We start from the raw sequence: 22,154 nt of genomic DNA, 5'->3' as shown, positions 1-22,154 counted from the left end.
GATGGGCGCCTATATCCTCCGCCGCGTCGCGCTGATGATCCCGACGCTCGTCGGCATCCTGCTCGTCAATTTCGCGCTCACGCAGTTCATGCCGGGCGGACCGATCGAACAGATCATCGCCCAGGTCCAGGACGACGCGGCGAACCAGCCCGGCCGGATCGGCGGCGGCGGCGGGGGCACCGGCGACGACAGCGGCTATCACGGCGCGAAGGGCCTGCCGCCCGAGTTCATCGCCGGGCTCGAGAAGCAGTTCGGCTTCGACAAGCCGCCGCTGACGCGCTTCCTGCTCATGCTCCGGAACTACCTGACATTCGATCTCGGCCAGAGCTATTTCCGCTCGATCTCGGTGCTCGACCTCATCCTCGAGAAGATGCCGGTCTCGATCACGCTGGGGCTCTGGTCGACGCTGCTCGCCTACCTGATCTCGATCCCGCTCGGCATCCGCAAGGCGATGCGGGACGGCTCGACCTTCGACACCTGGACCTCGGCGACGATCATCGTCGCCTACGCGATCCCAAGCTTTCTCTTCGCGATCATGCTGCTCGTCCTCTTCGCCGGCGGATCCTACTGGCGGATCTTCCCGCTCCGCGGGCTCACCTCCGACGACTGGAGCGATCTCAGCCTGATCGGCAAGGCGCTCGACTATCTCTGGCACATCGTGCTGCCGGTCACCGCCTCGACCATCGGCGCCTTCGCGACGATGACGCTGCTGACGAAGAATTCCTTCCTCGACGAGATCAAGAAGCAGTACGTGATCACCGCCCGCGCCAAGGGGCTGACCGAGGGCCGCGTGCTCTACGACCATGTGTTCCGCAACGCGATGCTGATCGTGATCGCGGGCTTCCCGGCGATCTTCATCAGCGTCTTCTTCGGCGGCAGCCTGATCATCGAGACGATCTTCTCGCTCGACGGGCTCGGACGGCTCGCCTACGAGAGCGCGATCCAGCGCGACTACCCGGTGGTCTTCGGCACGCTCTACGTCTTCGGCCTGCTCGGCCTCGTCGTCGGGCTCCTCTCCGACCTCACCTATGTCTGGGTCGATCCCCGGATCGACTTCGAGAGCCGCGAAACCTGATGAAGCTCAACCCCCTCCAGCGCCGCCGGCTCGCGAATTTCAGGGCGAACCGCCGCGCCCTCTGGTCGTTCCGGATCTTCCTCGTCATCTTCCTCGTGACGCTCTGCGCCGAATTCGTCGCGAACGACAAGCCGCTCGTCGTCCGCTACCAGGACGAGTTCCGCTTCCCGGTCCTCTCCTTCTATTCGGAGGCGGATTTCGGCGGGGAATTCGAGACCGAGGCGGAATACCACTCGCCCGAGGTGCGCTGCCTGATCCGGACCGGCGGGCTCGAGGCCTGTCTCGACGATCCCGAGGGCGTCTACCGCCAAGCCGCGGAGACCGGCGCCGTCGACGGGACGCCGGTCGCGGCGCCGGGCTGGATGCTCTGGCCGCCGATCCCGTTCAGCTACGACACGATCAACTACGACGTCGCCTCCGCCCCCTCCGCGCCGGACCGCGTCCACTGGCTCGGCACCGACGACCAGACGCGCGACGTGGTGGCGCGGGTGATCTACGGCTTCCGGATCTCGGTCCTCTTCGCACTCGTCGTCGCGGTGATCTCGAGCGCGATCGGCATCGCCGCCGGGGCGACGCAGGGCTATTTCGGCGGCTGGATCGACCTCACCGCCCAGCGGCTGGTGGAGATCTGGCAGAACATGCCGAGCCTCTACATCATCATCATCCTCTCGGCGATGTTCACGATGAGCTTCTGGCTGCTGACGCTGCTGATCGCCTTCTTCAGCTGGACGAGCCTCGTCCATGTGGTGCGCGCGGAATTCCTGCGCGCGCGCAACTTCGAATACGTGCGCGCCGCCCGCGCGCTCGGGGTGGGCGACGTGACGATCATGTTCCGCCACCTGCTCCCGAACGCGATGGTAGCGACGCTGACGCTGCTGCCCTTCATCATCACCGGCGCGATCGGCGGGCTCGCCGCGCTCGACTTCCTCGGGCTCGGCCTGCCCGCCTCCTATCCCTCGCTGGGCGAACTCGCGCTCCAGGGCAAGAACCGGCTGAACGCGCCCTGGCTCGGCTTCACCGCCTTCTTCACCTTCGCCATCATGCTGTCGCTGCTCGTCTTCATCTTCGAAGGCGTGCGCGACGCGTTCGACCCCCGGAAGACGTTCAAATGAGCGGCGCGACGGACAGCGCCCTGCTCTCGGTCCGCGACCTGCGCGTCGCCTTCTCCCAGGGCGGCGACCGGTTCGAGGCGGTCCGGGGCGTCAGCTTCGACCTCCATGCCGGGGAGACGCTCGCCATCGTCGGCGAATCCGGCTCGGGCAAGTCGGTGACGGCGCTCTCGACCGTGCGGCTCCTGGCCGAGAACGCCGAGGTGACGGGCGACATCCTCTACCGGGGCGAGAACCTCGGCGCGGCGCCGGACAGGGTGCTGCGCCGGATCCGCGGCAACGACATCAGCTTCATCTTCCAGGAGCCGATGACGAGCCTCAACCCGCTGCACACGATCGCCCGCCAGATCGGCGAGAGCCTCGCGCTGCACCAGGGGCTGACCGGCGAGCCGGCACGGGCGCGGATCGTGGAACTGCTGACCCAAGTCGGCATCCGCGATCCCGAGAAGCGGCTCGGCGCCTATCCGCACCAGCTTTCGGGCGGCCAGCGGCAGCGGGTGATGATCGCGATGGCGCTCGCGAACCGCCCCGACGTGCTGATCGCGGACGAGCCGACGACCGCGCTCGACGTGACGATCCAGGCGCAGATCCTGACGCTGCTCGCGGAGATCCAGGCGCGGGAGGGGATGGGGATGCTCTTCATCACCCACAACCTCGGCATCGTGCGGCGCATCGCGGACCGCGTCGCGGTGATGAAATCCGGCGAGGTGGTCGAGACCGGCCCGACCGAGGCGATCTTCGACGACCCGAGACACGCCTATACCCGGGCGCTTCTCGCCGCCGAGCCGTCGGGCACGCCCGGCCCGGTCCCGGCGGGGGCGGAGGAGATCGTCCGGACCGAGGCGCTGCGCGTCTGGTTCCCGATCAAGGCGGGGCTGCTGCGCCGGACCGTCGGCCATGTGAAGGCGGTGAACCACGCCGACGTCTCGGTGCGCGCGGGCGAGACGCTCGGCATCGTCGGCGAGAGCGGATCGGGCAAGACGACGCTCGCGCTCGCGATCCTGCGGCTCATCTCGTCGCAGGGGCGGATCGTCTTTCTCGGCCGCGACCTCCAGGGTCTGCGCAACCGCGCGCTGCGCCCGGTCCGGGCCGAGATGCAGATGGTGTTCCAGGATCCCTACGGCTCGCTCTCCCCGCGCATGACGGTGGAGCAGATCGTGGCCGAGGGGCTCGGGCTCCATGGCCACGCGGGCGATCCGGGCGGCAAGGTCGTGGAGATCCTGCGCGAGGTCGGGCTCGATCCAGAGACGCGGCACCGCTATCCGCACGAATTCTCCGGCGGCCAGCGCCAGCGCATCGCCATCGCCCGCGCGATGATCCTCCAGCCGCGGCTCGTCGTGCTCGACGAGCCGACCAGCGCGCTCGACATGACGGTGCAGGTGCAGATCGTCGACCTGCTGCGCCGGCTGCGGGAGAAATTCGGCCTCGCCTACATCTTCGTGAGCCACGACCTGCGCGTCGTGCGCGCGCTCGCGCATCGCGTGCTCGTCATGCGCGAGGGCGACGTGATCGAGGCGGGCACCGGCGACGAGATCTTCGAGGCGCCGAAAACGGACTATACCCGCGCCCTGCTCGCGGCCGCCTTCGAGGATCCGGTTCACGCCGGGAGGGGGTCGGCGGCGACGGGCGCGGCGGGGGTCACGGCGACGGGAGGCCAGCGATGAAAGCACCGGGCGACACCGATATCATCGAGGCGCAGGAACTGCGGCTGCGGTTCGAGAGCTTCGACCTCGGCACCGCCTGGGAACTCGGCACCCGGCTTCGCGCGCTCGCGGAGGCGCGCGAGGCCGCCGTGCTGATCGAGGTCAGGCTCGGCGGGCGGACGGTCTTCCTGAGCGCGATGCCGGGGACGACGCCCGAGAACGCCGACTGGGCCCGGCGCAAGGCGAACACGGTCGCGCTGCTCGAGCGCAGCAGCTACCGCGTCGGCCTGTCGCCCTCGGAGGAAGGCACGATCCACCAGCGCCTGGGCCTCGACCCGCGCGACTACGCGACGGCGGGGGGCGGCTTTCCGATCTTCCTGATGAGCGGGCTCTGCGTCGGCGCGGTGATCGTCTCCGGCCTGCCCCAGCGGGAGGACCACAAGCTCATCGTCGAGGTGCTGGCCGAGATGATCGGCCTCCCCCTCGACGAGATCCAGCTCCCGTAGGGCGGACATCTGTCCGCCTTCCTTCAGGCGCCGGAAAGGCGGACCGAGGTCCGCCCTACGCGGGTCGGGAAAGGCGGACCGAGGTCCGCCCTACTGGACGATGAATTCGGCGTGGAGGGCGCCGGCGGCCTTGATCGACTTCAGGATGTCGATCATGTCGCGCGCCGAGACGCCGAGCGCGTTCAGCCCGGCGACGAGATCGGGCAGCGCGACGGAATTGTCGACGATGGCGAGGCCGTTGCCGGGCTGCTGGGCGATCTCCGCCGTGGTGCGGGGGATGACGACGGTCGCGCCCTCGGCGAAGGGATTGGGTTGGACCACCATCGGCGCCTCCTCGACGCGGAGCGTCAGGTTGCCCTGGGTGACCGCGACGCGGCTGATCCGCACATCCGAGCCGAGAATGATCGTGCCGGACCGCTGGTCGACGACCACCCGCGCCCGGGTCGATGTCTGCACCTCGATATTCTCGATCTGGGCCATCAGGAGCGCCGGCGTGTCGATTCCCGCGCGCGCGAGATCGAGCCGGACGGTGCCGGAATCGAGCATCTGTGCGATCCGGGCACCGACGTCGCGGTTGATCGCGGCGGCGATCCGCGCCGCCGTGGTGAAATCGGGGTCGCGCAGCGCGAGCCGGAAATCGCGGACGGTGGAGAAATCGAAAGCCACCTCGCGCTCGACCCGCGCGCCCGAGGGGATGAGCCCCGCGGTCGGCACACCCTGCGTCACCTTCGCCGCCTGCCCCTCCGCGCTGACGCCGCCCGCGATGATCGAGCCCTGCGCCACCGCGTAGATCTGGCCGTCGGCGGCGTTCAGGGGCGTCATCACCAGCGTGCCGCCGAGCAGGCTCGACGCGTCGCCGATCGCGGAGACGGTGACGTCGATCTGGCTGCCCGCGCGGGCGAAGGGCGGCAGCGCGGCGGTGACGAGCACGGCCGCGACGTTGCGGGCGCGGATCTGCTCGCCCGTCACGTTGACGCCGAGCCGCTCCAGCAGGTTGACGATCGCATCCTCGGTGAAGGGCGAGTTCCGGAGCGAGTCGCCGGTGTTGTCGAGCCCGACCACGAGCCCGTAGCCGAGCAGGTCGTTGCCGCGCACCCCGTCGATATCGACGAGATCCTTGATCCGCGCGGGCGAGGCCGGGGCCGGCGCGCCGAAGATCCAGAGCAGGACCGCGCAGGTTGCGAGCATTCTGCCCGCGAAGAACAGGTGACGCATGCGCGGGCCTACATGTACCTGACGTAGGACAGTTCGCCCAGACGCGCGGTGACGGTGTAGATCGCCTGAAGCTGCGTCTCGAGCGCCTGATACGTCGCCGCCGCCTCGGTCGGATCGACGGTCATGATCGCGTTCCGCGCCAGATCGAGCGTGTCCTTCTCCGCGGTGCGCGCCGCCTTCGCATTCTCCAGCGCCTCCTGGGTGACGCCGACGGCCGAGCGCAGGTCGAGGATCCCCTCCTTCGCGCCGAGCATCGCCGTCCCGGCGGCGCCGAGCAGCGTCATGCGCGCCGCCTCGTCCCCCGCGAAGGCGCCGCCCGCGACCACGGCGGCGAGCGCCTCGCTCCGGAGCGCGTCGACGAGTTCGGCCGCGTCGGCCCGCGGCGCGTAGTCGAGGCGCCGCCCCGCGCCGATGTCGACCGCGGCGAGGTCGTCGGTGGAGCCGAGATAGCCGCGGGTAAAGAAACCGCCGTCCGGCGCGGTGAAATAGGCGTCGATCGCCGCGATCGCCTCCGCCGCCGTGCCGGCCGAGGTCGCGAGCCCGTCGAGTTCGCCGAGGATCGTCTCGGCGGAGGCGAGCGCGGGGGAGTCGGTCGCGGCGCCGGCGAAGAGCGAGAGCCCGCCCGTCTGGGTGTTGAGCGCGTTCACCGTATCGGCGAAGGCGTTCCGCGCGGCCCGCGCATGCACGAGGCTCGAGGAAACGTCGCCGATGCTGACCGCGCTCGGCAGGTCGCTCGAAAGGCTCTGGAGCGGCGAGAGGATCAGGCCGAGCACGTTCTGCGCCGTGTCGACGCGCACGGTGGTGAGCGCGATCGTGCCGGCGAAGACCGCGTTGCGGTCGAGTTCGCGCTCGATCGCGAAGATCCGGGTGATGTTGCCGGAGGTCGCGTCGTAGCGGCTGGTATTCTCGCCCGTGGTCATTTCCGTCGCGGCCCGGTCGAGCCCCGCGCGCGTCTCCGCCGCGGCGCGCCTCAGCCCGGCGAGGCGGCCCAGATCCGAACTTCCCGTCACTTTCATCGTCCTAGATCTCCAGGAGGGTTCGCATCAGGTCGTCGATCACCGACAGGACCCTGGCATTGGCGGCGTAGGCCTGCTCCACGACGGTGAGGAACTGGAGCTGGCCGTCGCTGTCGACGCCGACCGCGTTCAACTCCTCCTCGGCGAGCGTATCCGCGCGCGCGGTCTGGAAGGCGAGGTCGTCGTCGGTGCGGGCCGAACGGCCGAGGAACCAGGCCGAGATCTCGGAGGCCATCGTGGCGGAACCGGCCTTCGCGGTCTGCGAGACGAAGCCGGCGGGTTCGCGGGCCGCCGCCATCGCATCGGCGAGCGCCTGGAGAAGGCTCCCGTTTCCCTCGACCCCGGGGCTGGCGGCGGCGAGCCCGTCGCGGAGCCGGTAGACCGCGCCGCCCCGGTCGGGATCGACGGCCGCGTTGAGCGCGATCCGTCCCGCGAGCCCCGCTGTTCCGCCCGCGCCGGTCGCATCGACGAAGAGCCCCTCCCCGCCCGCGTCGAGCGCGCCCGCCGGGGCGAGATCGCGGAAGCGGGACATCAGATCGGCGGCGTAGAGGTCAAGCTCGCCCGTGAAGCCGGGCACGATCGTGTCGCGTACCTCGAAGAGCGCGCCGAGGGAGCCGCCATCGAGCGCGCCGCTTCCGGTGCCGGCCGCGAGGCCGACGATGGCCGTGCCCTGTTTCTGGCTGAGCCCGGAGAGCGCGCCGTTCCCGAGCGTCATCTCCGCGGTCACGCCGTTCGGCGTGGGCGTGAAGCCCAGTTCCCAGACCACCCCGTCGAGCAGCGTGGCCCCGCCCTGGGTATGGATCGCGACCGCGCCGTTCTCGCGGTTGACCGTCCTGACCGGGACGATGGTGGAGATCCGGTCGATCAGCGTCGCGCGCTGGTCCTGAAGCGAGAGCGTGTCGACGCCCTGGAGCGAGAGGCTGGTGATCCGGCCGTTGAGATCCTCGACGCGGTGGAGCGTCTCGTTCAGCGCCGCCACCTGCCGGGCGATCCCGCTGTCCGCCTCGGTACGCGTCTCCGCCGCCTCGGCGGCCGCCGCGGCGAGCGATCCCGCGAGTGTCCGCGCCGCGTCCGCGGCGGCGGTGAGGAGCGTGGTCGACTGCGGCGAGGCGCTCGCGGACATGAGCGCGGTCTCGAGCGCGGTGGCGCTCGCCGAGAGCGATCCGCGCGCGCCCGCCTCGCCCATCGCCGCGACGAGCCGCGCCTCGGCGTCCGAGCGCGCGCCGCTCGCCGCCGCCGACGCCTGGGCGAGCCGCCGCTCCGAGGTGAGATAGGCGTTCTCCGCCCGCGTCGTCGCGACGACCCGCACGCCGGAGCCGAGCCCGCCGGCGGAGAGCGAGGAGAGTTCGGTCGCGCGGGCCGCGTAGCCCGCCGTGAGCGCGTTCGAGACATTGCCCGAGATCGTGCCCGCGAGTTTCGACGCCGCGCGCAGACCGGAGGCGGCGTTGTTCAGCGCACTGGATATGCTCATGGCCGGGCCTTCTCCTGGGCGGTCACCGCTTGAGGTTGGTGGTTTCCTGCATCATCTCGTCGACGGTCTGGATGACCTTGGCATTCGACGAATAGGCCCGCTGGGTCTGGATGAGCTGGGTCAGTTCCGCCGCCGTGTCCGCGGTCGACTGTTCGAGCGCGAAACCCTCGATCGCGCCCGCGGGGCCCGAGCCCGCGTCGTAGAAGAAGACCGGCCCGCTCTCGGCGGAGACGCCGAAGGTCTGGCCGCCGAGTACGCGCAGCCCGTTCAGGTTCGGCACGTCCGCGACCGGCACCTGATAGAGGACGCGGGTGAAGCCGGTCGAATAGTTCGCGCTCAGCATCCCCTTCTCGTCGATGGTGAGCCCGGTGAAGGTGCCCGCCGCGCTGCCGTCCTTCGTGATGCCCGAGGTCGAGAAGCCGGAGGAAAGCTGCGTCAGGTAGCGCGGCCCCGCGGGGTCGGTCGAGCCGAGCCCCATCGCGATCGTCTGGTCGCCGAGGTCGAGCGTCATCGTGCCGGAGGCGGCGTCGTAGCTCGTCGAAGGCGGGGCGGAGCCGGCGGAGACCATGGCGACGGAGGCGAGGTTTCCGGCATTGCCGGAGGCGGCGCCGAAGGTGAGTTCGTAGGTGCCCGCCGGCAGGCCGGTGGCCTGGTCGGTGATCTCGAGCGTCCAGGCGTTGCTGGCGCCCGAGGCCGGCACGGTCGGGGTGAATTGCATCGAGAGGCTTCTGGACGTGCCGAGATTGTCGAAATACTCGACCGTCACGGTCTTGGCCGCGCCATCCGCGCCCGCCATGGTCGCGGTCGCGGGCAGGTTCGCGCCGAGGGTGATGCTCGATGTCGGCTGCGAGGCGGCGCCCGCGAGGTTCACCCGCACCGGCGTCAGCGGCGCGACCGTGTCGCGCGCGACCTCCGGAACCTTGCCGGAACCGTCCGCGGCCCAGCCGAGCAGGACGAGGCCCGAGGAGGTGGTCAGGTATCCGTCGGCGTCGAGCGCGAAGGATCCGGTCGAGGTGAGCCGCAGGTCGCGCACGCCCGCGCCGGGTTCGACCGAGGCGAGCGAGGTGACCGGCAGCAGCCCGCGGCCCGCCACCGCCATGTCGGTCGCGTTCGTCGTGCCGGTGATCGAGCCCTTCCCCTCGATGTCGATGATGGCCGAGGTGGTGACGCCGCCCGCCGAATAGCCGCCGCCCGAACCGGATCCGACCGTCAGCGCGTAGAAATCCACGTCGGCGCGCTTGTAGCCGTTGGTCTGCGCGTTCGCGATGTTGTCCGAGATGGTGGAGAGCTTGTTCGCATTCGCGTTGAGCCCCGACACGCCCGCGTTCATCGAGGAAGAAATGCCCATGAATGCTCCTGCTAGCCGTTGGGAATCGCCCGGGCCGGGGTCGGGCGCCATCCCTCGGGGGCAAGCCTCGGAGATGCGCGGCGCGGCGCCGTCCGGGGCCACCATGGGGCGCGCGCCCTTAAGAAGGGGCTAACGCGGCGGAAAGGCGCGCAGCAGCGTGACCTCGATCCGGCGGTTGCGCGGGTCGTCGGGCCGGTCCGTCGCCGGCGCGCGGGCGGCCTTGCCGGTGATCCGCGCGAGGCGGTCCTCGGCGACGCCGGCGGCGACGAGAAGCCGGCGCGCCGCCTGGGCGCGGTCCCCGCTCAGCACCCAGGGGTCGGTGCCCGCGCCGCCGTCCTCGCCCATCGCGTCGCCGGGGGCGAGATGGCCGGTCACGGCGACGGCGTTGCGCGTCCGCGCGACCACGCGGCCGATCATGCCGAGCAGCCGGTCCAGGATCGGGTTCGGCCGCGCGCTCCGCGCGTCGAAGAGCGGCGAGCCCGGCACGTCGAAGATGTCGATGATGAGCCCCTCGTCGGTGACGCGGGTCGCGATGTGGCGCAGCAGCGGATCGGCGCGCGCGGCGTCGCCGCTCGTCGCCGCCAGCGCCTTCCGGATCTCCGCGAGGCTTCGCGCGTCACCGCCTTCGCCCCGCGCCTCGGGCCGGCCCGGCTCCGTCTCCGGCGCGACCACCGCCGCCTCGCGCCCGAACATGCTCACGCCCTCGAACGGGCCGTCGCCGCCGCCGCTGATCCGGTGGATCGGCACCGTCGGGCTGAAGTAGTCCGCGAGCCCCTTGCGCGTGCCCGCGTCGGTGGCGTTCAGAAGCCACATCAGCAGGAAGAACGCCATCATCGCCGTGACGAAATCGGCGTAGGCGACCTTCCACGCGCCGCCATGGTGCTCCTCGCCGACGACCTTGCGCCGCTTGATGATCGTGATGTTCGCAGCCTTGTCCATCATGTCCCCCATTCCCCGGGGACTGCCTAACCCGGCCATGCTGAACCCGCTCTTACCACCGTCGCGCCATGTAGCGAGAATGCGCGCGATCGCGTTCAGCTTCCGGCAACCACGCCGGACCTCAGTCCGGAAGCCGCGACCAGCAGGGCATCCGGTCGCCCCGCTCCGGCGCCGCCGCGTGGACCGCGCGCGCCACCGCCCGGGCGAGGCAGACCGCCGCCGCGTGGCAGAGGCGCATCTGTTCGAGCGGCCCCTCGACCGGGCGCGCGCCCGTCGAGACGCCGAAGACCAGATCGCCGTCGAAGGGCGTATGCGCGGGCACGATCGCCCGCGCCAGCCCGTCATGGGCCGCGACCGCCAGCCGGAACGCGCCGGCCTTGTCGAGACCGGCGTCGGTCGCGACGATGGCGATGGTCGTGTTCGCGCGCGCCGGCTCCTCCTCCGGCCCCGGCTTCATCGGCCGCGCGGTGAAGGGCGGCACCGGATCGGGATGGGCGCCGAGCCCGCCGAACTCGTCGCCGATCTCGAAGGGCGCCGCCCAGAACTTCCGCGTGCCCGGCACGAGCACGCCGCCCATCGCATTGACCGCGACCAGCGCGCCCACCGTCGCCCCGCCCGGCAGCGCCAGCGAGGCCGAGCCGAGCCCGCCCTTCACCGTCGCCGTCGTGGCGCCCGTGCCCGCGCCCGCGGTCCCGAGCGCGAAATCCTCCCCCGCCGCCCGGAGCGCCGCGCGGCCGAGCGCGGGATAGGGGTTCTCCGCCCAGTCCTTCGCCCCGCCGTTCAGCAGGTCGAAGAGGATCGCCGCCGGCACGATCGGCACCCGCGTGTCGCCGACGGCGAAGCCCCGCCCCCGCGCGCGCAGCTCCTCCATCACGCCCGAGGCCGCGTCGAGGCCGAAGGCCGAGCCGCCCGAGAGCACGAGCGCGTCCACCGTCTCGACCAGCCGTCCCGGTTCGAGCAGCGCGCTCTCCCGCGTGCCCGGCGCCCCGCCCCGGATGTCGACCGCCGCCGTGAAGGGCGCCTCGGCCGTCAGGACCGTCACCCCCGACTTCAGCCCGGCGTCGGAGGCGTTGCCGACGACGAGCCCCGGCACGTCGGTGATCAGGTTCCTCGGCCCCGGGCTCATCATCGCGTCGTCTCCAGCCTCGGCGCCGCCGCGATCAGCGCGCGCGTATAGGGATGGGCCGGGCGGGTCAGCACCGCCTCCGTCGGCCCGCGTTCCACGATCTCGCCCGCCTTCATCACCATCACCCGGTCGGTGATCGCGCGGACCACGGTCAGGTCGTGGCTGATGAAGAGATAGCTGAGGCCGAAGCGCCCGGCGAGCTCCGCGAGCAGATCGAGGATCCGCGCCCGCGCCCGCGCGTCGACCGCCGAGACCGCCTCGTCGAGCACGATGAGCCGGGGCCGTGTGATGAGCGCGCGGGCGATGGCGATCCGCTGCCGCTGCCCGCCGGAGAATTCGTGGATGTATTTCCCGGCGTCCGAGGCCGCGAGCCCGACCGCGCCCAGCGCCTCCTCCACCGCGCGGCGCCGCGCGGCCCCCTTCGGCGCGCCGGGCACGAGGTGGAAGGGTTCCGCGACCAGCCGGGCGACGCGGTGGCGCGGGTCGAAACTGCCGTAGGGATCCTGGAACACCGCCTGGACCGCGCGCCGCGTCTCCGGCGCCATGCGCGCATGCGGCCCGATCTCCGCGCCGTCGATCCGCACCACGCCGCTTCGGAGCCGCTCGAGCCCCAGCACGGCGCGGCCGAGCGTCGACTTGCCCGACCCGCTCTCGCCGACGAGGCCGAGGCTCTCGCCCTCCGCGAGTTCGAAGCTCACCCCCTTCAGCGCGTGAAAGCGCGCCCGCCCGCCGAGGAGCCGGCGCGGCCCGGCGGGATGGTCGCGCACGAGGCCCTTCCCCTCGGCCAGCACGGCGCCCCGCGCGCGCTCCGGCATCGCCGGGCGATGGGTCGCGGCCTCGATGAGCGCGCGGGTATAGGAATGGATCGGCGCGCCGAGCACCGAGGCGGTCGGCCCGGTCTCCACGATCCGGCCCTCCGTCATGATCGCGAGCCGGTCGGCCATCTCGGCCACCACCGCGAGGTCATGGGTGATCATCAGGCAGCCCATCCCGTCCTCGCGCACGAGCCGCCGGATCAGGTCGAGGACGCGCGCCTGGCTCGTCACGTCGAGCGCGGTGGTCGGCTCGTCCGCGATCAGGAGCTTCGGCCGCAGCGCGATCGCCATCGCGATCCCGACCCGCTGCCGCTGCCCGCCCGAAAGCTCGTGCGGAAAGCGGGAGGCCGGGATCTCCCCGAGCCCCACGCGGTCGAGCGCGGCGCGCGCGAGCCGCCCCGCCTCCGCCCGCCAGGCGCCGCCATGGACGCGCGCGGTCTCCGCCACCTGATCGCCGATCGGCATCAGCGGATTGAGCGCCGTCATCGGCTCCTGGAAGATCATGCCGATGTCGCGCCCGCGCACGCCGCACATCTCGCGCTCCGACAGCGCCATCAGCTCGCGCCCGTCGAGCCGCGCCGCGCCCGTCGCGACCGCGCCCCTCGGCAGGAGGCGCGAGACGGCGAGCGCCGTCATCGACTTGCCCGAGCCGCTCTCCCCGATCAGCCCGAGGATCTCCCCCGGACCCACGGCGAGCGAGACCCCCTCGGGCCCGCCGAGTACCCGGCGGCCCGCGATGGTGACCGCGAGCCCCTCGATCACGAGCCCCCCGCTCACGCGCGCGCCCGCCTGACCCTGGGATCGAGCAGGTCGCGCAGCCCGTCGCCGAGCAGGTTCAGCCCCAGCACCGCGAGCACGATGGCGAGCCCCGGCACCAGCGCGAGGCGCGGCGCGATCGCGATCATCGTCTGGCTCTCGGCGAGCATCCGCCCCCAGGACGGCGTCGGCGGCTGCGCGCCGAGCCCGACATAGGAGAGCGCGGCCTCCGCGAGGATCGCGAGCGAGAACTGGATCGTCGCCTGCACGATCAGGAGGTCCGCGAGGTTCGGCAGGATGTGCTCGACCGAGATCCGGACCTCGCCCTTGCCCGCGACGCGCGCCGCCAGCACGAAATCGCGCTGCCAGAGCGCGAGCGCGGCGCCCCGGGTCAGCCGGGCGAAGACGGGGATGTTGAAGATCCCGATCGCGACGATGGCGTTGATCGCGGAGGGGCCGAAGACGGCGGTGATCAGGATCGCGATCAGGAGCGAGGGGAAGGCGAAGACGAGATCGTTCGCCCGCGTCACCAGTTCGTCCACCACCCCGCCGCGCCGCGCCGCCGCGAGCAGGCCGAGCGGCACGCCGATCCCGGCGCCGATGCCGACCGCGACCAGCGCCACGGCGAGCGAGACCCGCGCGCCGACCAGGATCATCGAAAAGAGGTCGCGGCCGAAATGGTCGGTCCCGAGCCAGTGGGCGGCGGACGGCCCCCGGAGCTTCGCCGCGATGTCGATCGCCGCCACGTCATGCGGCGTCCAGACGAGCGAGAGCAGCGCCGCGCCGAGGAAGAGCGCGCAGAGCGCGCCGCCGGTCACGAGTCCCCGGCTCATGTCCGGCGCAGCCTCGGATCGACGAGGACATAGGCGATGTCGACGAGGAAGGTGACGAGGATCACCGCGCAGACGAGCAGCATGACGACCGACTGCACCACGACGAGGTCGCGCTGGCTGATCGCCTGGAAGACCAGCCGGCCGAGGCCGGGCAGGAAGAAGACGTTCTCGATGATGATCGCCCCCGCGAGCAGGAAGGAGAATTGCAGCCCGATGATCGTGAGCACCGGGATCATCGCGTTGCGCAGCGCATGGCGCGTCAGCGCCTGCCCGCCCGTCAGCCCCTTGGCCCGCGCGGTGCGGATGAAATCCTCGCCCAGCGTCTCGATCAGCGCGGCGCGGGCGACGCGGGCGAGGATCGCCGCCTGCGGCGCGGCGAGCGCGATGGCGGGCAGCGTCAGCGCCTTCATCCCCGCGAGGATCCCCGCCCCCCAGCCCGGGAAACCGCCCGCCGCGAACCAGCGCAGCCGGACCGCGAAGACGAGGACGAGCAGCATGGCGAGCCAGAAGTTCGGCACCGCGATCCCGAGCTGGGTCGCGGCCATCACGCCGGTATCCGCCGCCCTGCCCCGCCGCGCGGCGGCGAAGAGCCCGAGCGGGATCGCGATCGCGGTCGAGAGCGCGAGCGCGTAGAGCGCGAGCGGCAGCGAGACGCCGACGCGGTCGAGGATCATCCCCGCGACCGGCGTGCGATAGGTGTAGGAGGTGCCGAAATCGCCGCGCGCCATGCCGCCGAGCCAGGCGAGGTAGCGCGCCGCCGCCGGCTGGTCGAGCCCGAGCTCGGCCCGGAGCGCGGCCACCGTGTCGGGCCGGGCGTTCATGCCGAGCATGTAGCGCGCGGGATCGCCGGGCACGACGTTCAGCACGAGGAAGATCACGAGGCTGGCGACGAGCAGGCTCAGCGCCAGCGACAGGCCTCGGGTGGCGAGATAGCGTATCACGGGTCCGGTCAGTCCTTCCGCTGCGCGGACCCTATCCCCGCGCCGAGGCCCTTGCCAACCCCGTCAGGGCTTCGCTCCGGAACTGCTCTCCGGCTTCAGCCCCGCCGCGCGGATATTCACCACCTTCGACAGCATGTCGAACCAGAACGGCGCGCCGAGCGAGATGGCGCAGATCGTGATGAGCAGCCCGAGAAGCTTGTTGAACGCATGACCCACGACCTCGGCCGGCAAGGGCCATCGGAGCGCGGTTCGCCTCAGATCATCATTCTGCCAGCCAATCAGGTCGGGACCCAGCGTGGCTATCAGGCGCTGCGCGCGCAGCAACTGGCATTTCTCTGCCTCGATCCGCTGCTCGTCGGGCGTGGCCGCCGGGACGGCGGTCAGCGGCTCGCAGTTCTCGCTCACCGGGCTGTCGGACCCGGGGCGGGCAGCATCGAGCGCGCTTGCGACAAGTTTCTCGCGTGTGTCCGTATCGAGCCGCAACTCCCGAGCGATGCGGACGGTATCGACGTTGATGAGACACACCAGCGCCGCGCCGATGATGAGCGTCACGATCTTGGCCCAGCGGGTATATTCGCCGGTAAGCCGGTCTTGGGCGCGGTCGTACCAGGCACCGACTTCCTTCTCGAAAAGGCGCAGTTCTCCCTCCGCGTTCGAGAGCGCCGAGATGAGAACTTCCCTGATCTGGCTGCCCCGGCCACTGACCGGATCGAGCTTCCCAACCGCCTTCCTGACATCGTCGAGGACATAGCTACCCGGAAGCTTACCGCCGGCTGCTTGCTTGAGCACACCCATGGTGAGCGCCCGGGCGAAAGTCGTTCCATCTATGAAGGAAGGGTGTCCCTCGGTCGTGCTCCGCGTCGGGAAGAGATACCATTTCCATTTCCAGTCGAGCCCACGACCGAAGGCGGGCGCGTCGGCGCCCGGCCCCGGCGACGCCTCCTCCGAAGAGGTCCAGCGCGACTGCGCGGCGCCTTGCGATGCGAGACGGGGATTCACGAGCACTCCGGAATCGTAGAACGAGCGCCAGAGTCCGGGATCGTCGATCAGCGACAGGATGGACTTCGCGAGCATCGCAGGGCGCTTCCTGATCCACATCGAGATCAGTTCGTTCACCGCGCTGACGACGAGGCTCAGCACGAGGTAGACGAAGACGAGGGAGAGAGCGATATCGATATAGACGCCCATCGGAGCACGTCCCTGAAAATCCGGCGCGCGGCCGGAGAGTGAAAGCATGGGATTTCAAGGATCCGGCGAGGAGGCCGGCGGGATCAAATCAGGCACGGTCGTGATAATCGCGACAGTCTATACCCTCGCCCGGCTCCCTACAATCGCGCTCCGCCGCGTCAGTTCGCGAAGCTGACCGCCGCGTTCACGGTGAAGGCGATCAGCACCGTGTTGTAGAAGAACGAGAAGATCCCGTGCGCCAGCGTCGCCCGGCGCAGCGCCCCGGAGGAGACGGCCACGTCCGAGACCTGCGCGGTCATGCCGACGACGAAGGCGTAATAGGCGAAATCGCCGATCCCGGGCTCCGGCGTCCCGGGAAAGTCGAGCCCGCCCGCGTCGCCCTCGTCCCGGTCCCCCTCCCGCCGGCGCTCGGCCGGCGTGTAGTAGAGATCGGCGTAGCGGAAGGTCGCGAGCAGATGCGCCACCGCCCAGCCGAGCGGCACGCTCAGCACCGCGAGCCCCCGGATCACCGGCGCCCCGTGGCGCGGATCGTTCACCACGACGAAGACCGCGCCGAGCACGAATACGACCGCGAAGCCGGTGAGGCCGAGGATGATCGGCATTCCCTCGTCCTCGGTCGCCGCCCGCGTCCGGAGCATCGCGGGCGTGGTCGCGAGGGCGAGGCGCAGCATCAGGCCGAGGTAGAGCAGGAAGAACGCGTCCCCCGCGAGCAGCATCCGCGCGGGCGCGCGCAGTTCCCCGCCCGCCGCGAAGGCGAGCGCGCCGCCGAGCACGGCGACGTAGAAGCGCAGGTGCCGGCCGAGATGCCGGCGCCCGCCCCCGCGCCGGCTCATGACGCGCCGGCGGTTCCGAAGGGTCTCATTCGGTCCATTCCACCGCCGTCATGTCGTTCGCCGGTGTCGGCGCGTTGATCCACAGGCCCTTGATCCGCTTGTCCGCCACGCCGGTCTTGGCGAGCTGGAACAGGAAGCCGTTGACGTAGCGCCCCGCGATCCGCTCCTGCATCGCGCGCAGAAGCTCGCGCTGGTCCGCCGCGTCGGTCACCTGCTGGTAGCCGTCCCAGAGCGCCTTCAGGACCGGGTCGTGATAGCCGAAGTAGTAGTCGTCGCGGGCGTAGATATCGATGTCGTTCGGCTCGGTATGGGCGACGATGGTCAGGTCGTAGTCGTGGTTGGTGAAGACCTGTTCCAGCCACTGCGCCCATTCGACATTGGCGATGGCGACGTCGATCCCGACCGCGCGCAGCTGCGCCGCGACGATCTCCCCGCCGCGCCGCGCGTAGGAGGGCGGCGGCAGGGTCAGCGTGACGGAGATGTCGCCGGCGTGGCCCGCCTCGGCGAGCAGCGCCTTCGCCTTCTCCGGGTCGTGGGCCGAGAGCGCGGTCAGATCCTCGTAGGCCGGGTTATGCGGCGGAAAATGACTGCCGATCGGCACGCCATAGCCGAACATCGCCCCGTCGATGATCGCGGCGCGGTCGATCGCATGGGCGACCGCCTCGCGCACGCGGATGTCGTCGAAGGGGGCGCGCGCGTTGTTCATCGCGAGGATCGTCTCGCCCTCGGTCGTGCCGACCATCACGAGAAACCGCGGATCGGCCTTGAACTGCTCGAGATTCTCCGGCGCCGGAAAGACCGGGAAGGCATCGACGTCGCCCGCCATCACCGCCGCGTAGGCCGCCGTCGGGTCGGAGATGAACTTGAAGGTCACCTTGTCGAGCTTCGCGGGCGCGCCCCAGTAGTCGGGATTCCTCACGAGCTCGATCCGGTCGCCCTGCACCCAGTTCGAGAAGCTGAACGGGCCGGTGCCGACCGGTTCGGTCCTGTTCTTCTCCGCCGTCGCGGGCGAGACCATGACCGCGTCGCCCCAGGCGAGGCTCGAGAGCAGCGACGACTTCGGAACGTCGAGCGCGATCTCCACCGTCTGGTCGTCGATCACGTTGACCGAGGCGATCCCGTCGAAGAGGCCCTTCTGCGCGTTCTGCGACTCCGCCTCCATCGCGCGCTCGATCGAGAAGGCCACGTCGTCCGCGCTGAAGGGCGTGCCGTCCTGAAACTTCACGCCGGGACGCAGGTGGAACACCCAGGACAGCCCGTCGTCGGAGATTTCCCAGCTTTCCGCGAGATCGGGCTCGACCTCGCCGTCCGGGCCGAACCGGGTCAGCCCCTCGAACACGTTCGCATAGGTCACCTCGTCGATCGCCGCCGCCGCGCCGGCGGTCGGATCGAGATGCGGCGGTTCGAGCTGCATGCCGATCACGATATCCGCGCGGGGGGCCGCGCCCGCCGCGCCGGCGGCGAGCGCCAGCGCCAGACCCAACAGAAACCGCTTCATGTGTCCTCCGTCACCCGCGGCGCGCGCCGCCAACCTCGTCCCCCGGACCGAGCAGCCGCCCGAGCGCCAGCGCCATCACCAGCGCGCTCTCCAGCATGTCCTCGACCTCGACATATTCATCCGGCTGATGCGCGAGATCGAGCCGTCCCGGGCCATAGGCGACGCAGTCGCGCAGGCGCCCGATCCTGTCGATGTGCTTCTGGTCGTAACTCCCCGGGGAGACGACGTAATCGGGCTCGCGCCCGAGCACGGCGCGGATCCCCTCCGCCAGCGCCCGCGCGACCGGGCCGTCGCGGTCGGTCATGCTGGGCCGCACCTCGAGCACGTCGCGCAGCCGGTAGTCGAAGGGCCGCCGCGCCCGCGCCCGCTCGACCGCCGCGCGGAACTCCGCCTTCACCGCGCCGAGTTCCTCCTCGGCGAGGAAGCGGCGGTCGATCATCATCCGGCAGCTGTCCGCCACCACGGGGCTCGGCAGCCCGTCGAAACCGGGCTCCGGCTCGGCCTGCCCGCCATGGATCGAGTTGACGTTGAGCGTCGAGGCGCGCGCGGGTTCCGGCACCACCGGCATCGCCGTGCGACGGGCGGCGAGCGCGGGATAGAGGCTCTCCTCCATCTCCGCCAGCACCGCGCCCATGTGCCGGATCGCGCAATCGCCGAGGAAGGGCATCGAGCCATGCGCGATCCGGCCGAGGGTCTCGAGCTCCGCCCACCACACGCCGCGGTGGCCGAGACAGATCCGCTCCTTGTTCAGCGGCTCGGGGATGATCACGTGATCGACGCGCGCGAAGACGCCGCGCTCGGCGAGATAGGCGACGCCGCCGTAGCCGCCGGTCTCCTCGTCCGCCGTCGCCGAGATCTCGATGGCGCCCGGCGCGTCGGGCCGGACGGCGAGGAAGGCCGCGACGGCGGTGATCGCCGCCGCGATCCCGCCCTTCATGTCGCAGGCGCCCCGCCCGTAGATCCGCCCGTCGACGAGCTCGCCGCCGAACGGGTCACGGGTCCAGCCACGGCCGACCTCCACCACGTCGACATGGCCGTTGAAATGGACGCATGGCCCGGCGCCCGTCCCCTCGCGCCGGGCGAGGAGATTCCAGCGCGGATGCCGCGCGCCGTCGCCGGGCGTGCCCTCGGCGCGGATGAAGGCGCAGTCGAATCCCATCGGCTCGAGCCAGCCCGCGATCAGCTCGCAGATCTCGCGATAGCGATCGCCGGGCGGGTTCAGGGTCGGCACGCGGATCAGCGCGCCCGCCCGCCCGATCGTCTCCGCGCGGCGGGCCGCGACCGCGCGCCTCAGGGCCTCTTCCATGCGCCTCCGCCTGCTCTGCTCCGTCCCCCAAGCCTTCGCCGAGGCGGCGCGCCAAGTCCAGCCCGCCCTTGCCGCCGGGGCCGCCGCCCTGATAAAATGGCGCGCAACCGGGAGTTATCCATGAACATCGCCCTGATGCTCGGGCTCGCGATCCTCTGCGAGGTGGTCGCGACATCCGCCCTGCGCGCCGCGGACGGCTTCACCCGTCCGCTGCCGAGCCTTCTCTGCCTGGTCGGCTACGCGGTGGCGATCTATCTGCTATCGCTCACCGTGCGCACGCTGCCGACCGGCATCGTCTATGCGATCTGGTCGGGCCTCGGCATCGTGCTGGTCGCGGCGCTCGCCTGGGCGCGCGACGGGCAGCGGCTCGACATGCCCGGGATGATCGGCCTCGGCCTCATCATCGCCGGCATCCTGGTCGTCAACCTGCTCTCGAAGAGCGTCGGGCACTGAGCGGGCGCGTCCCTCCGGGACGCGGCGGAGCGGGCCGTTGCCCGCGAGTCCCTTTTCTCCCCGCCTGTTGGCGGGGCCCCTCGCTCCGGCCCCTCGGGCCTGCGCGGACTGCCCGATAGATTTCATGCCCATATGAAACACGGGTAGAAGCGAGCTTCCGGCGGACCAGCCGGCCGGGCGAAGAGCCGGCGGGTGCCACGGGCGAAGGTCGCGAAGCGCGCCGCGGGCGGAGCCGTGCCACGGGCGCGACGCCGGACGCGGCGCCCCCGCCCGGAGGGCCTCCCTCAGCGCACGATGCGGTTGTACTTCGCCCCGGCGAAGCTCGCGTCGGCGATCAGGCCGCGCTGACCGAAGACCAGTTCCTGGATCGGACGGTTGATCCGGGTCGTGGTGACCCCCGCCGACACGCCATCCTCGCCGCCCACGACCTGCACGCCCGCGCCGAGCTGCCAGCCGTCGGCGAGGCGGAAATCCTGCAGCGCCTGGCTCGTCATGAAGAAGAGCGCCTGGTTGTAGGCGGCCGCGCCGAAGGTGAAGCCGACCGAGGCGAGCGACAGCGAATAGTATTCGACGATCGCCGGGCCGATGAAGAGCGCCCCCTCGCCATAGGCGCCGCTGGCGAAGAAACCGACCTGGCGCACGTTCGGAATGATCAGCACGCCCTGCGCGGCGGCGATGAGTTCGGGCGCCCCCCGGATCCCGAGGAGCTGCTGGCGCGCCGCCTCGATCTCGGCGTTCAGCGCCTGGCGGCGCTCGGCCGCGTCCTCGGGCGTCCGCGAGGTGCAGGCGGCGAGGGCGACCCCGCCCACCGCGAGAAAGCCGCGTCTCGTTAGCGACGTCATGCAGGGATCCTTCTGCTCGGGCCTCGGCCTCACCGGTCGCACGCCGGTTTCCCGAGGCGAAACACTAGACGAAACCCGCGAGCGGGCCAAGCGGGCTCATGCCGGCGGCCCGCGGAAAAACCGCCTCGGCCCGCGATCAACCCGCGATCAACCCGGCGACGCGCGGCGCGAGATAGGTGAGGATGCCGTCGCAGCCGGCGCGCTTGAAGGCGAGGAGGCTCTCGACCGCCGCCCTGTCCCCGTCGAGCCAGCCGTTCAGCGCCGCCGCCTGGAGCATCGCGTATTCGCCCGAGACCTGATAGGCGTAGGTCGGCACCCGGAACTCCGCCTTCACCCGCGCGATCACGTCGAGATAGGGCATGCCGGGCTTCACCATCACCATGTCCGCGCCCTCGGCGAGATCGATCGCGACCTCGCGGAGCGCCTCGTCGCCATTCGCCGGATCCATCTGGTAGGTCTTCTTGTCCCCGGCGCCGAGCGCGCCGGTGGCGCCGACCGCGTCGCGGAACGGTCCGTAGAAGCAGGAGGCGTATTTCGCCGCGTAGGACATGATGAGCGTGTCCTGGAACTCCTGCTCCTCGAGCAGCTGGCGGATGTAGCCGACGCGCCCGTCCATCATGTCCGAGGGCCCGAGGATGTCCGCCCCCGCCTCGGCCTGGGCCAGCGCCATCTTGCCGAGCGCGATCAGCGTCTCGTCGTTCCGGATCACCCCGTCGCGCACCAGCCCGTCATGCCCGTCCGAATTGTAGGGATCGAGCGCCACGTCGAGCAGCACGCCGACCTCGGGCACCGCCGCCTTGATCGCGCGCGTCGCGCGGTTGACGAGGTTCTCCGGGTTCCAGGCCTCGGTCGCCTCGGGATTCTTGTCCGCCGCCTCGGTATAGGGAAAGAGCGCGACGCAGGGGATGCCGAGCTCCGCCGCCTGCTCGGCCGCCCGCGCCGCCCGATCCACCGAGAGCCGCGACACGCCGGGGAGCGAGGCCACCGGCTCCTCGAGATCGACGCCCTCGCGCACGAAGATGGGCCAGATCAGGTCCTTCGCCGTCAGCCGGTGCTCGGCGACGAGATCGCGGATCCAGGGGGCGCGGCGCAACCGGCGCGGACGGCCATGCGGAAAGGGCGCGGCGAGCGGGGTCATCTCATGTCTCCTGCGAGGCTCCGGGCGGGCCCGGGTTTGCCACGCCGCGCCCCGAGCCTCAAGGCCGCGCCGGCCCGTACCCGAAGGTGGAGGCTGGCCCTCC

The 22,154-nt window shown here is 71.1% G+C and carries 20 protein-coding genes; 5 read left to right on the top strand and 15 right to left on the bottom strand.

Features of this window, described 5'->3' with window-relative positions; genetic code table 11:
* Position 1: 1 nt before the first annotated feature.
* Genes FJM51_RS01005 through FJM51_RS00990 form a run of 4 tightly spaced genes read left to right on the top strand, consistent with a single transcriptional unit; the run spans position 2 to position 4,333 of the window.
* Positions 2–1,075, top strand: coding sequence for a microcin C ABC transporter permease YejB (locus tag FJM51_RS01005; protein WP_140452236.1), 1,074 nt, complete (start codon positions 2–4; stop codon positions 1,073–1,075).
* Positions 1,075–2,187 carry an ABC transporter permease gene (locus FJM51_RS01000; RefSeq protein WP_140452235.1) on the top strand — a complete coding sequence of 371 codons (1,113 nt, stop codon included), beginning with the start codon at positions 1,075–1,077 and terminating at the stop codon, positions 2,185–2,187. The genes FJM51_RS01005 and FJM51_RS01000 overlap by 1 nt, the downstream gene beginning before the upstream one ends.
* Positions 2,184–3,848, top strand: coding sequence for an ABC transporter ATP-binding protein (locus FJM51_RS00995; protein WP_140452234.1), 1,665 nt, complete (start codon positions 2,184–2,186; stop codon positions 3,846–3,848). Before FJM51_RS01000 ends, FJM51_RS00995 begins: the two co-directional genes overlap by 4 nt.
* Positions 3,845–4,333 carry a heme-degrading domain-containing protein gene (locus FJM51_RS00990; RefSeq protein ID WP_140452233.1) on the top strand — a complete coding sequence of 163 codons (489 nt, stop codon included), beginning with the start codon at positions 3,845–3,847 and terminating at the stop codon, positions 4,331–4,333. The genes FJM51_RS00995 and FJM51_RS00990 overlap by 4 nt, the downstream gene beginning before the upstream one ends.
* Before the next feature lie 90 nt (positions 4,334–4,423).
* Here the strand turns inward: FJM51_RS00990 and FJM51_RS00985 are convergent, their stop codons facing one another.
* The 13 genes from FJM51_RS00985 to FJM51_RS00925 all read right to left on the bottom strand — a co-directional run bounded on the left by FJM51_RS00985 (position 4,424) and on the right by FJM51_RS00925 (position 19,618).
* Positions 4,424–5,548 (bottom strand): flagellar basal body P-ring protein FlgI, encoded by a 1,125-nt coding sequence (locus FJM51_RS00985; protein WP_233712920.1) that lies wholly within the window; start codon positions 5,546–5,548, stop codon positions 4,424–4,426.
* An 8-nt stretch (positions 5,549–5,556) separates the two neighbouring features.
* Complete coding sequence (locus FJM51_RS00980; protein WP_140452232.1) at positions 5,557–6,564, bottom strand: flagellin; 1,008 nt, start codon at positions 6,562–6,564, stop codon at positions 5,557–5,559.
* 4 nt (positions 6,565–6,568) lie between these two features.
* Complete coding sequence (flgK, locus tag FJM51_RS00975) at positions 6,569–8,035, bottom strand: flagellar hook-associated protein FlgK (protein WP_140452231.1); 1,467 nt, start codon at positions 8,033–8,035, stop codon at positions 6,569–6,571.
* A gap of 22 nt (positions 8,036–8,057) precedes the next feature.
* Positions 8,058–9,383 (bottom strand): flagellar hook protein FlgE, encoded by a 1,326-nt coding sequence (locus tag FJM51_RS00970; protein WP_140452230.1) that lies wholly within the window; start codon positions 9,381–9,383, stop codon positions 8,058–8,060.
* Positions 9,384–9,512: 129 nt separating this feature from the next.
* On the bottom strand, positions 9,513–10,325 hold the full coding sequence (locus FJM51_RS00965) for a flagellar motor protein MotB (RefSeq protein WP_306419400.1): 813 nt from the start codon (positions 10,323–10,325) through the stop codon (positions 9,513–9,515).
* 118 nt (positions 10,326–10,443) lie between these two features.
* Positions 10,444–11,448 carry a P1 family peptidase gene (locus FJM51_RS00960; RefSeq protein WP_140452517.1) on the bottom strand — a complete coding sequence of 335 codons (1,005 nt, stop codon included), beginning with the start codon at positions 11,446–11,448 and terminating at the stop codon, positions 10,444–10,446.
* Complete coding sequence (locus tag FJM51_RS00955) at positions 11,448–13,040, bottom strand: dipeptide ABC transporter ATP-binding protein (RefSeq protein ID WP_140452229.1); 1,593 nt, start codon at positions 13,038–13,040, stop codon at positions 11,448–11,450. The genes FJM51_RS00960 and FJM51_RS00955 overlap by 1 nt, the downstream gene beginning before the upstream one ends.
* Positions 13,037–13,852 carry an ABC transporter permease gene (locus FJM51_RS00950; protein WP_140452228.1) on the bottom strand — a complete coding sequence of 272 codons (816 nt, stop codon included), beginning with the start codon at positions 13,850–13,852 and terminating at the stop codon, positions 13,037–13,039. The genes FJM51_RS00955 and FJM51_RS00950 overlap by 4 nt, the downstream gene beginning before the upstream one ends.
* On the bottom strand, positions 13,849–14,793 hold the full coding sequence (locus FJM51_RS00945) for an ABC transporter permease (protein WP_140452227.1): 945 nt from the start codon (positions 14,791–14,793) through the stop codon (positions 13,849–13,851). The genes FJM51_RS00950 and FJM51_RS00945 overlap by 4 nt, the downstream gene beginning before the upstream one ends.
* Positions 14,794–14,856: 63 nt before the next feature.
* Complete coding sequence (locus FJM51_RS00940) at positions 14,857–15,981, bottom strand: hypothetical protein (RefSeq protein WP_140452226.1); 1,125 nt, start codon at positions 15,979–15,981, stop codon at positions 14,857–14,859.
* 158 nt (positions 15,982–16,139) lie between these two features.
* Entirely contained in the window at positions 16,140–16,814 is a 675-nt protein-coding gene (locus FJM51_RS00935; protein ID WP_140452225.1) for a DUF1345 domain-containing protein, read from the bottom strand.
* A gap of 25 nt (positions 16,815–16,839) precedes the next feature.
* Entirely contained in the window at positions 16,840–18,312 is a 1,473-nt protein-coding gene (locus tag FJM51_RS00930; protein WP_140452224.1) for an ABC transporter substrate-binding protein, read from the bottom strand.
* Between the two features lie 10 nt (positions 18,313–18,322).
* Complete coding sequence (locus tag FJM51_RS00925; protein ID WP_140452223.1) at positions 18,323–19,618, bottom strand: acetylornithine deacetylase/succinyl-diaminopimelate desuccinylase family protein; 1,296 nt, start codon at positions 19,616–19,618, stop codon at positions 18,323–18,325.
* Positions 19,619–19,738: 120 nt separating this feature from the next.
* Between FJM51_RS00925 and FJM51_RS00920 the strand changes: the two genes are divergently transcribed.
* On the top strand, positions 19,739–20,071 hold the full coding sequence (locus tag FJM51_RS00920) for an SMR family transporter (RefSeq protein ID WP_140452222.1): 333 nt from the start codon (positions 19,739–19,741) through the stop codon (positions 20,069–20,071).
* A gap of 284 nt (positions 20,072–20,355) precedes the next feature.
* Here the strand turns inward: FJM51_RS00920 and FJM51_RS00915 are convergent, their stop codons facing one another.
* Both FJM51_RS00915 and hemB read right to left on the bottom strand, forming a co-directional pair.
* Entirely contained in the window at positions 20,356–20,913 is a 558-nt protein-coding gene (locus FJM51_RS00915) for a lipid-binding SYLF domain-containing protein (RefSeq protein WP_140452221.1), read from the bottom strand.
* A gap of 136 nt (positions 20,914–21,049) precedes the next feature.
* Positions 21,050–22,051 (bottom strand): porphobilinogen synthase, encoded by a 1,002-nt coding sequence (gene hemB, locus FJM51_RS00910; RefSeq protein ID WP_140452220.1) that lies wholly within the window; start codon positions 22,049–22,051, stop codon positions 21,050–21,052.
* Positions 22,052–22,154 lie beyond the last annotated feature (103 nt).

The sequence above is a fragment of the Amaricoccus solimangrovi genome (assembly GCF_006385685.1).
GTDB classification, from domain to species: domain Bacteria; phylum Pseudomonadota; class Alphaproteobacteria; order Rhodobacterales; family Rhodobacteraceae; genus Amaricoccus; species Amaricoccus solimangrovi.
Note: the sequence above shows the minus strand (reverse complement) of the source record. Positions and strands in the feature narration are given on the sequence as shown.

What these genes read in the sequence shown, in the direction of transcription:
- FJM51_RS01005 (WP_140452236.1), top strand. Translation starts at nt 2, where the DNA reads ATGGGCGCCTATATCCTCCGCCGCGTCGCGCTGATGATCCCGACGCTC.
- FJM51_RS01000 (WP_140452235.1), top strand. Translation starts at nt 1,075, where the DNA reads ATGAAGCTCAACCCCCTCCAGCGCCGCCGGCTCGCGAATTTCAGGGCG.
- FJM51_RS00995 (WP_140452234.1), top strand. Translation starts at nt 2,184, where the DNA reads ATGAGCGGCGCGACGGACAGCGCCCTGCTCTCGGTCCGCGACCTGCGC.
- FJM51_RS00990 (WP_140452233.1), top strand. Translation starts at nt 3,845, where the DNA reads ATGAAAGCACCGGGCGACACCGATATCATCGAGGCGCAGGAACTGCGG.
- FJM51_RS00985 (WP_233712920.1), bottom strand. Translation starts at nt 5,548, where the DNA reads ATGCGTCACCTGTTCTTCGCGGGCAGAATGCTCGCAACCTGCGCGGTC.
- FJM51_RS00980 (WP_140452232.1), bottom strand. Translation starts at nt 6,564, where the DNA reads ATGAAAGTGACGGGAAGTTCGGATCTGGGCCGCCTCGCCGGGCTGAGG.
- flgK (WP_140452231.1), bottom strand. Translation starts at nt 8,035, where the DNA reads ATGAGCATATCCAGTGCGCTGAACAACGCCGCCTCCGGTCTGCGCGCG.
- FJM51_RS00970 (WP_140452230.1), bottom strand. Translation starts at nt 9,383, where the DNA reads ATGGGCATTTCTTCCTCGATGAACGCGGGCGTGTCGGGGCTCAACGCG.
- FJM51_RS00965 (WP_306419400.1), bottom strand. Translation starts at nt 10,325, where the DNA reads ATGATGGACAAGGCTGCGAACATCACGATCATCAAGCGGCGCAAGGTC.
- FJM51_RS00960 (WP_140452517.1), bottom strand. Translation starts at nt 11,448, where the DNA reads ATGAGCCCGGGGCCGAGGAACCTGATCACCGACGTGCCGGGGCTCGTC.
- FJM51_RS00950 (WP_140452228.1), bottom strand. Translation starts at nt 13,852, where the DNA reads ATGAGCCGGGGACTCGTGACCGGCGGCGCGCTCTGCGCGCTCTTCCTC.
- FJM51_RS00940 (WP_140452226.1), bottom strand. Translation starts at nt 15,981, where the DNA reads ATGGGCGTCTATATCGATATCGCTCTCTCCCTCGTCTTCGTCTACCTC.
- FJM51_RS00935 (WP_140452225.1), bottom strand. Translation starts at nt 16,814, where the DNA reads ATGAGCCGGCGCGGGGGCGGGCGCCGGCATCTCGGCCGGCACCTGCGC.
- FJM51_RS00930 (WP_140452224.1), bottom strand. Translation starts at nt 18,312, where the DNA reads ATGAAGCGGTTTCTGTTGGGTCTGGCGCTGGCGCTCGCCGCCGGCGCG.
- FJM51_RS00925 (WP_140452223.1), bottom strand. Translation starts at nt 19,618, where the DNA reads ATGGAAGAGGCCCTGAGGCGCGCGGTCGCGGCCCGCCGCGCGGAGACG.
- FJM51_RS00920 (WP_140452222.1), top strand. Translation starts at nt 19,739, where the DNA reads ATGAACATCGCCCTGATGCTCGGGCTCGCGATCCTCTGCGAGGTGGTC.
- FJM51_RS00915 (WP_140452221.1), bottom strand. Translation starts at nt 20,913, where the DNA reads ATGACGTCGCTAACGAGACGCGGCTTTCTCGCGGTGGGCGGGGTCGCC.
- hemB (WP_140452220.1), bottom strand. Translation starts at nt 22,051, where the DNA reads ATGACCCCGCTCGCCGCGCCCTTTCCGCATGGCCGTCCGCGCCGGTTG.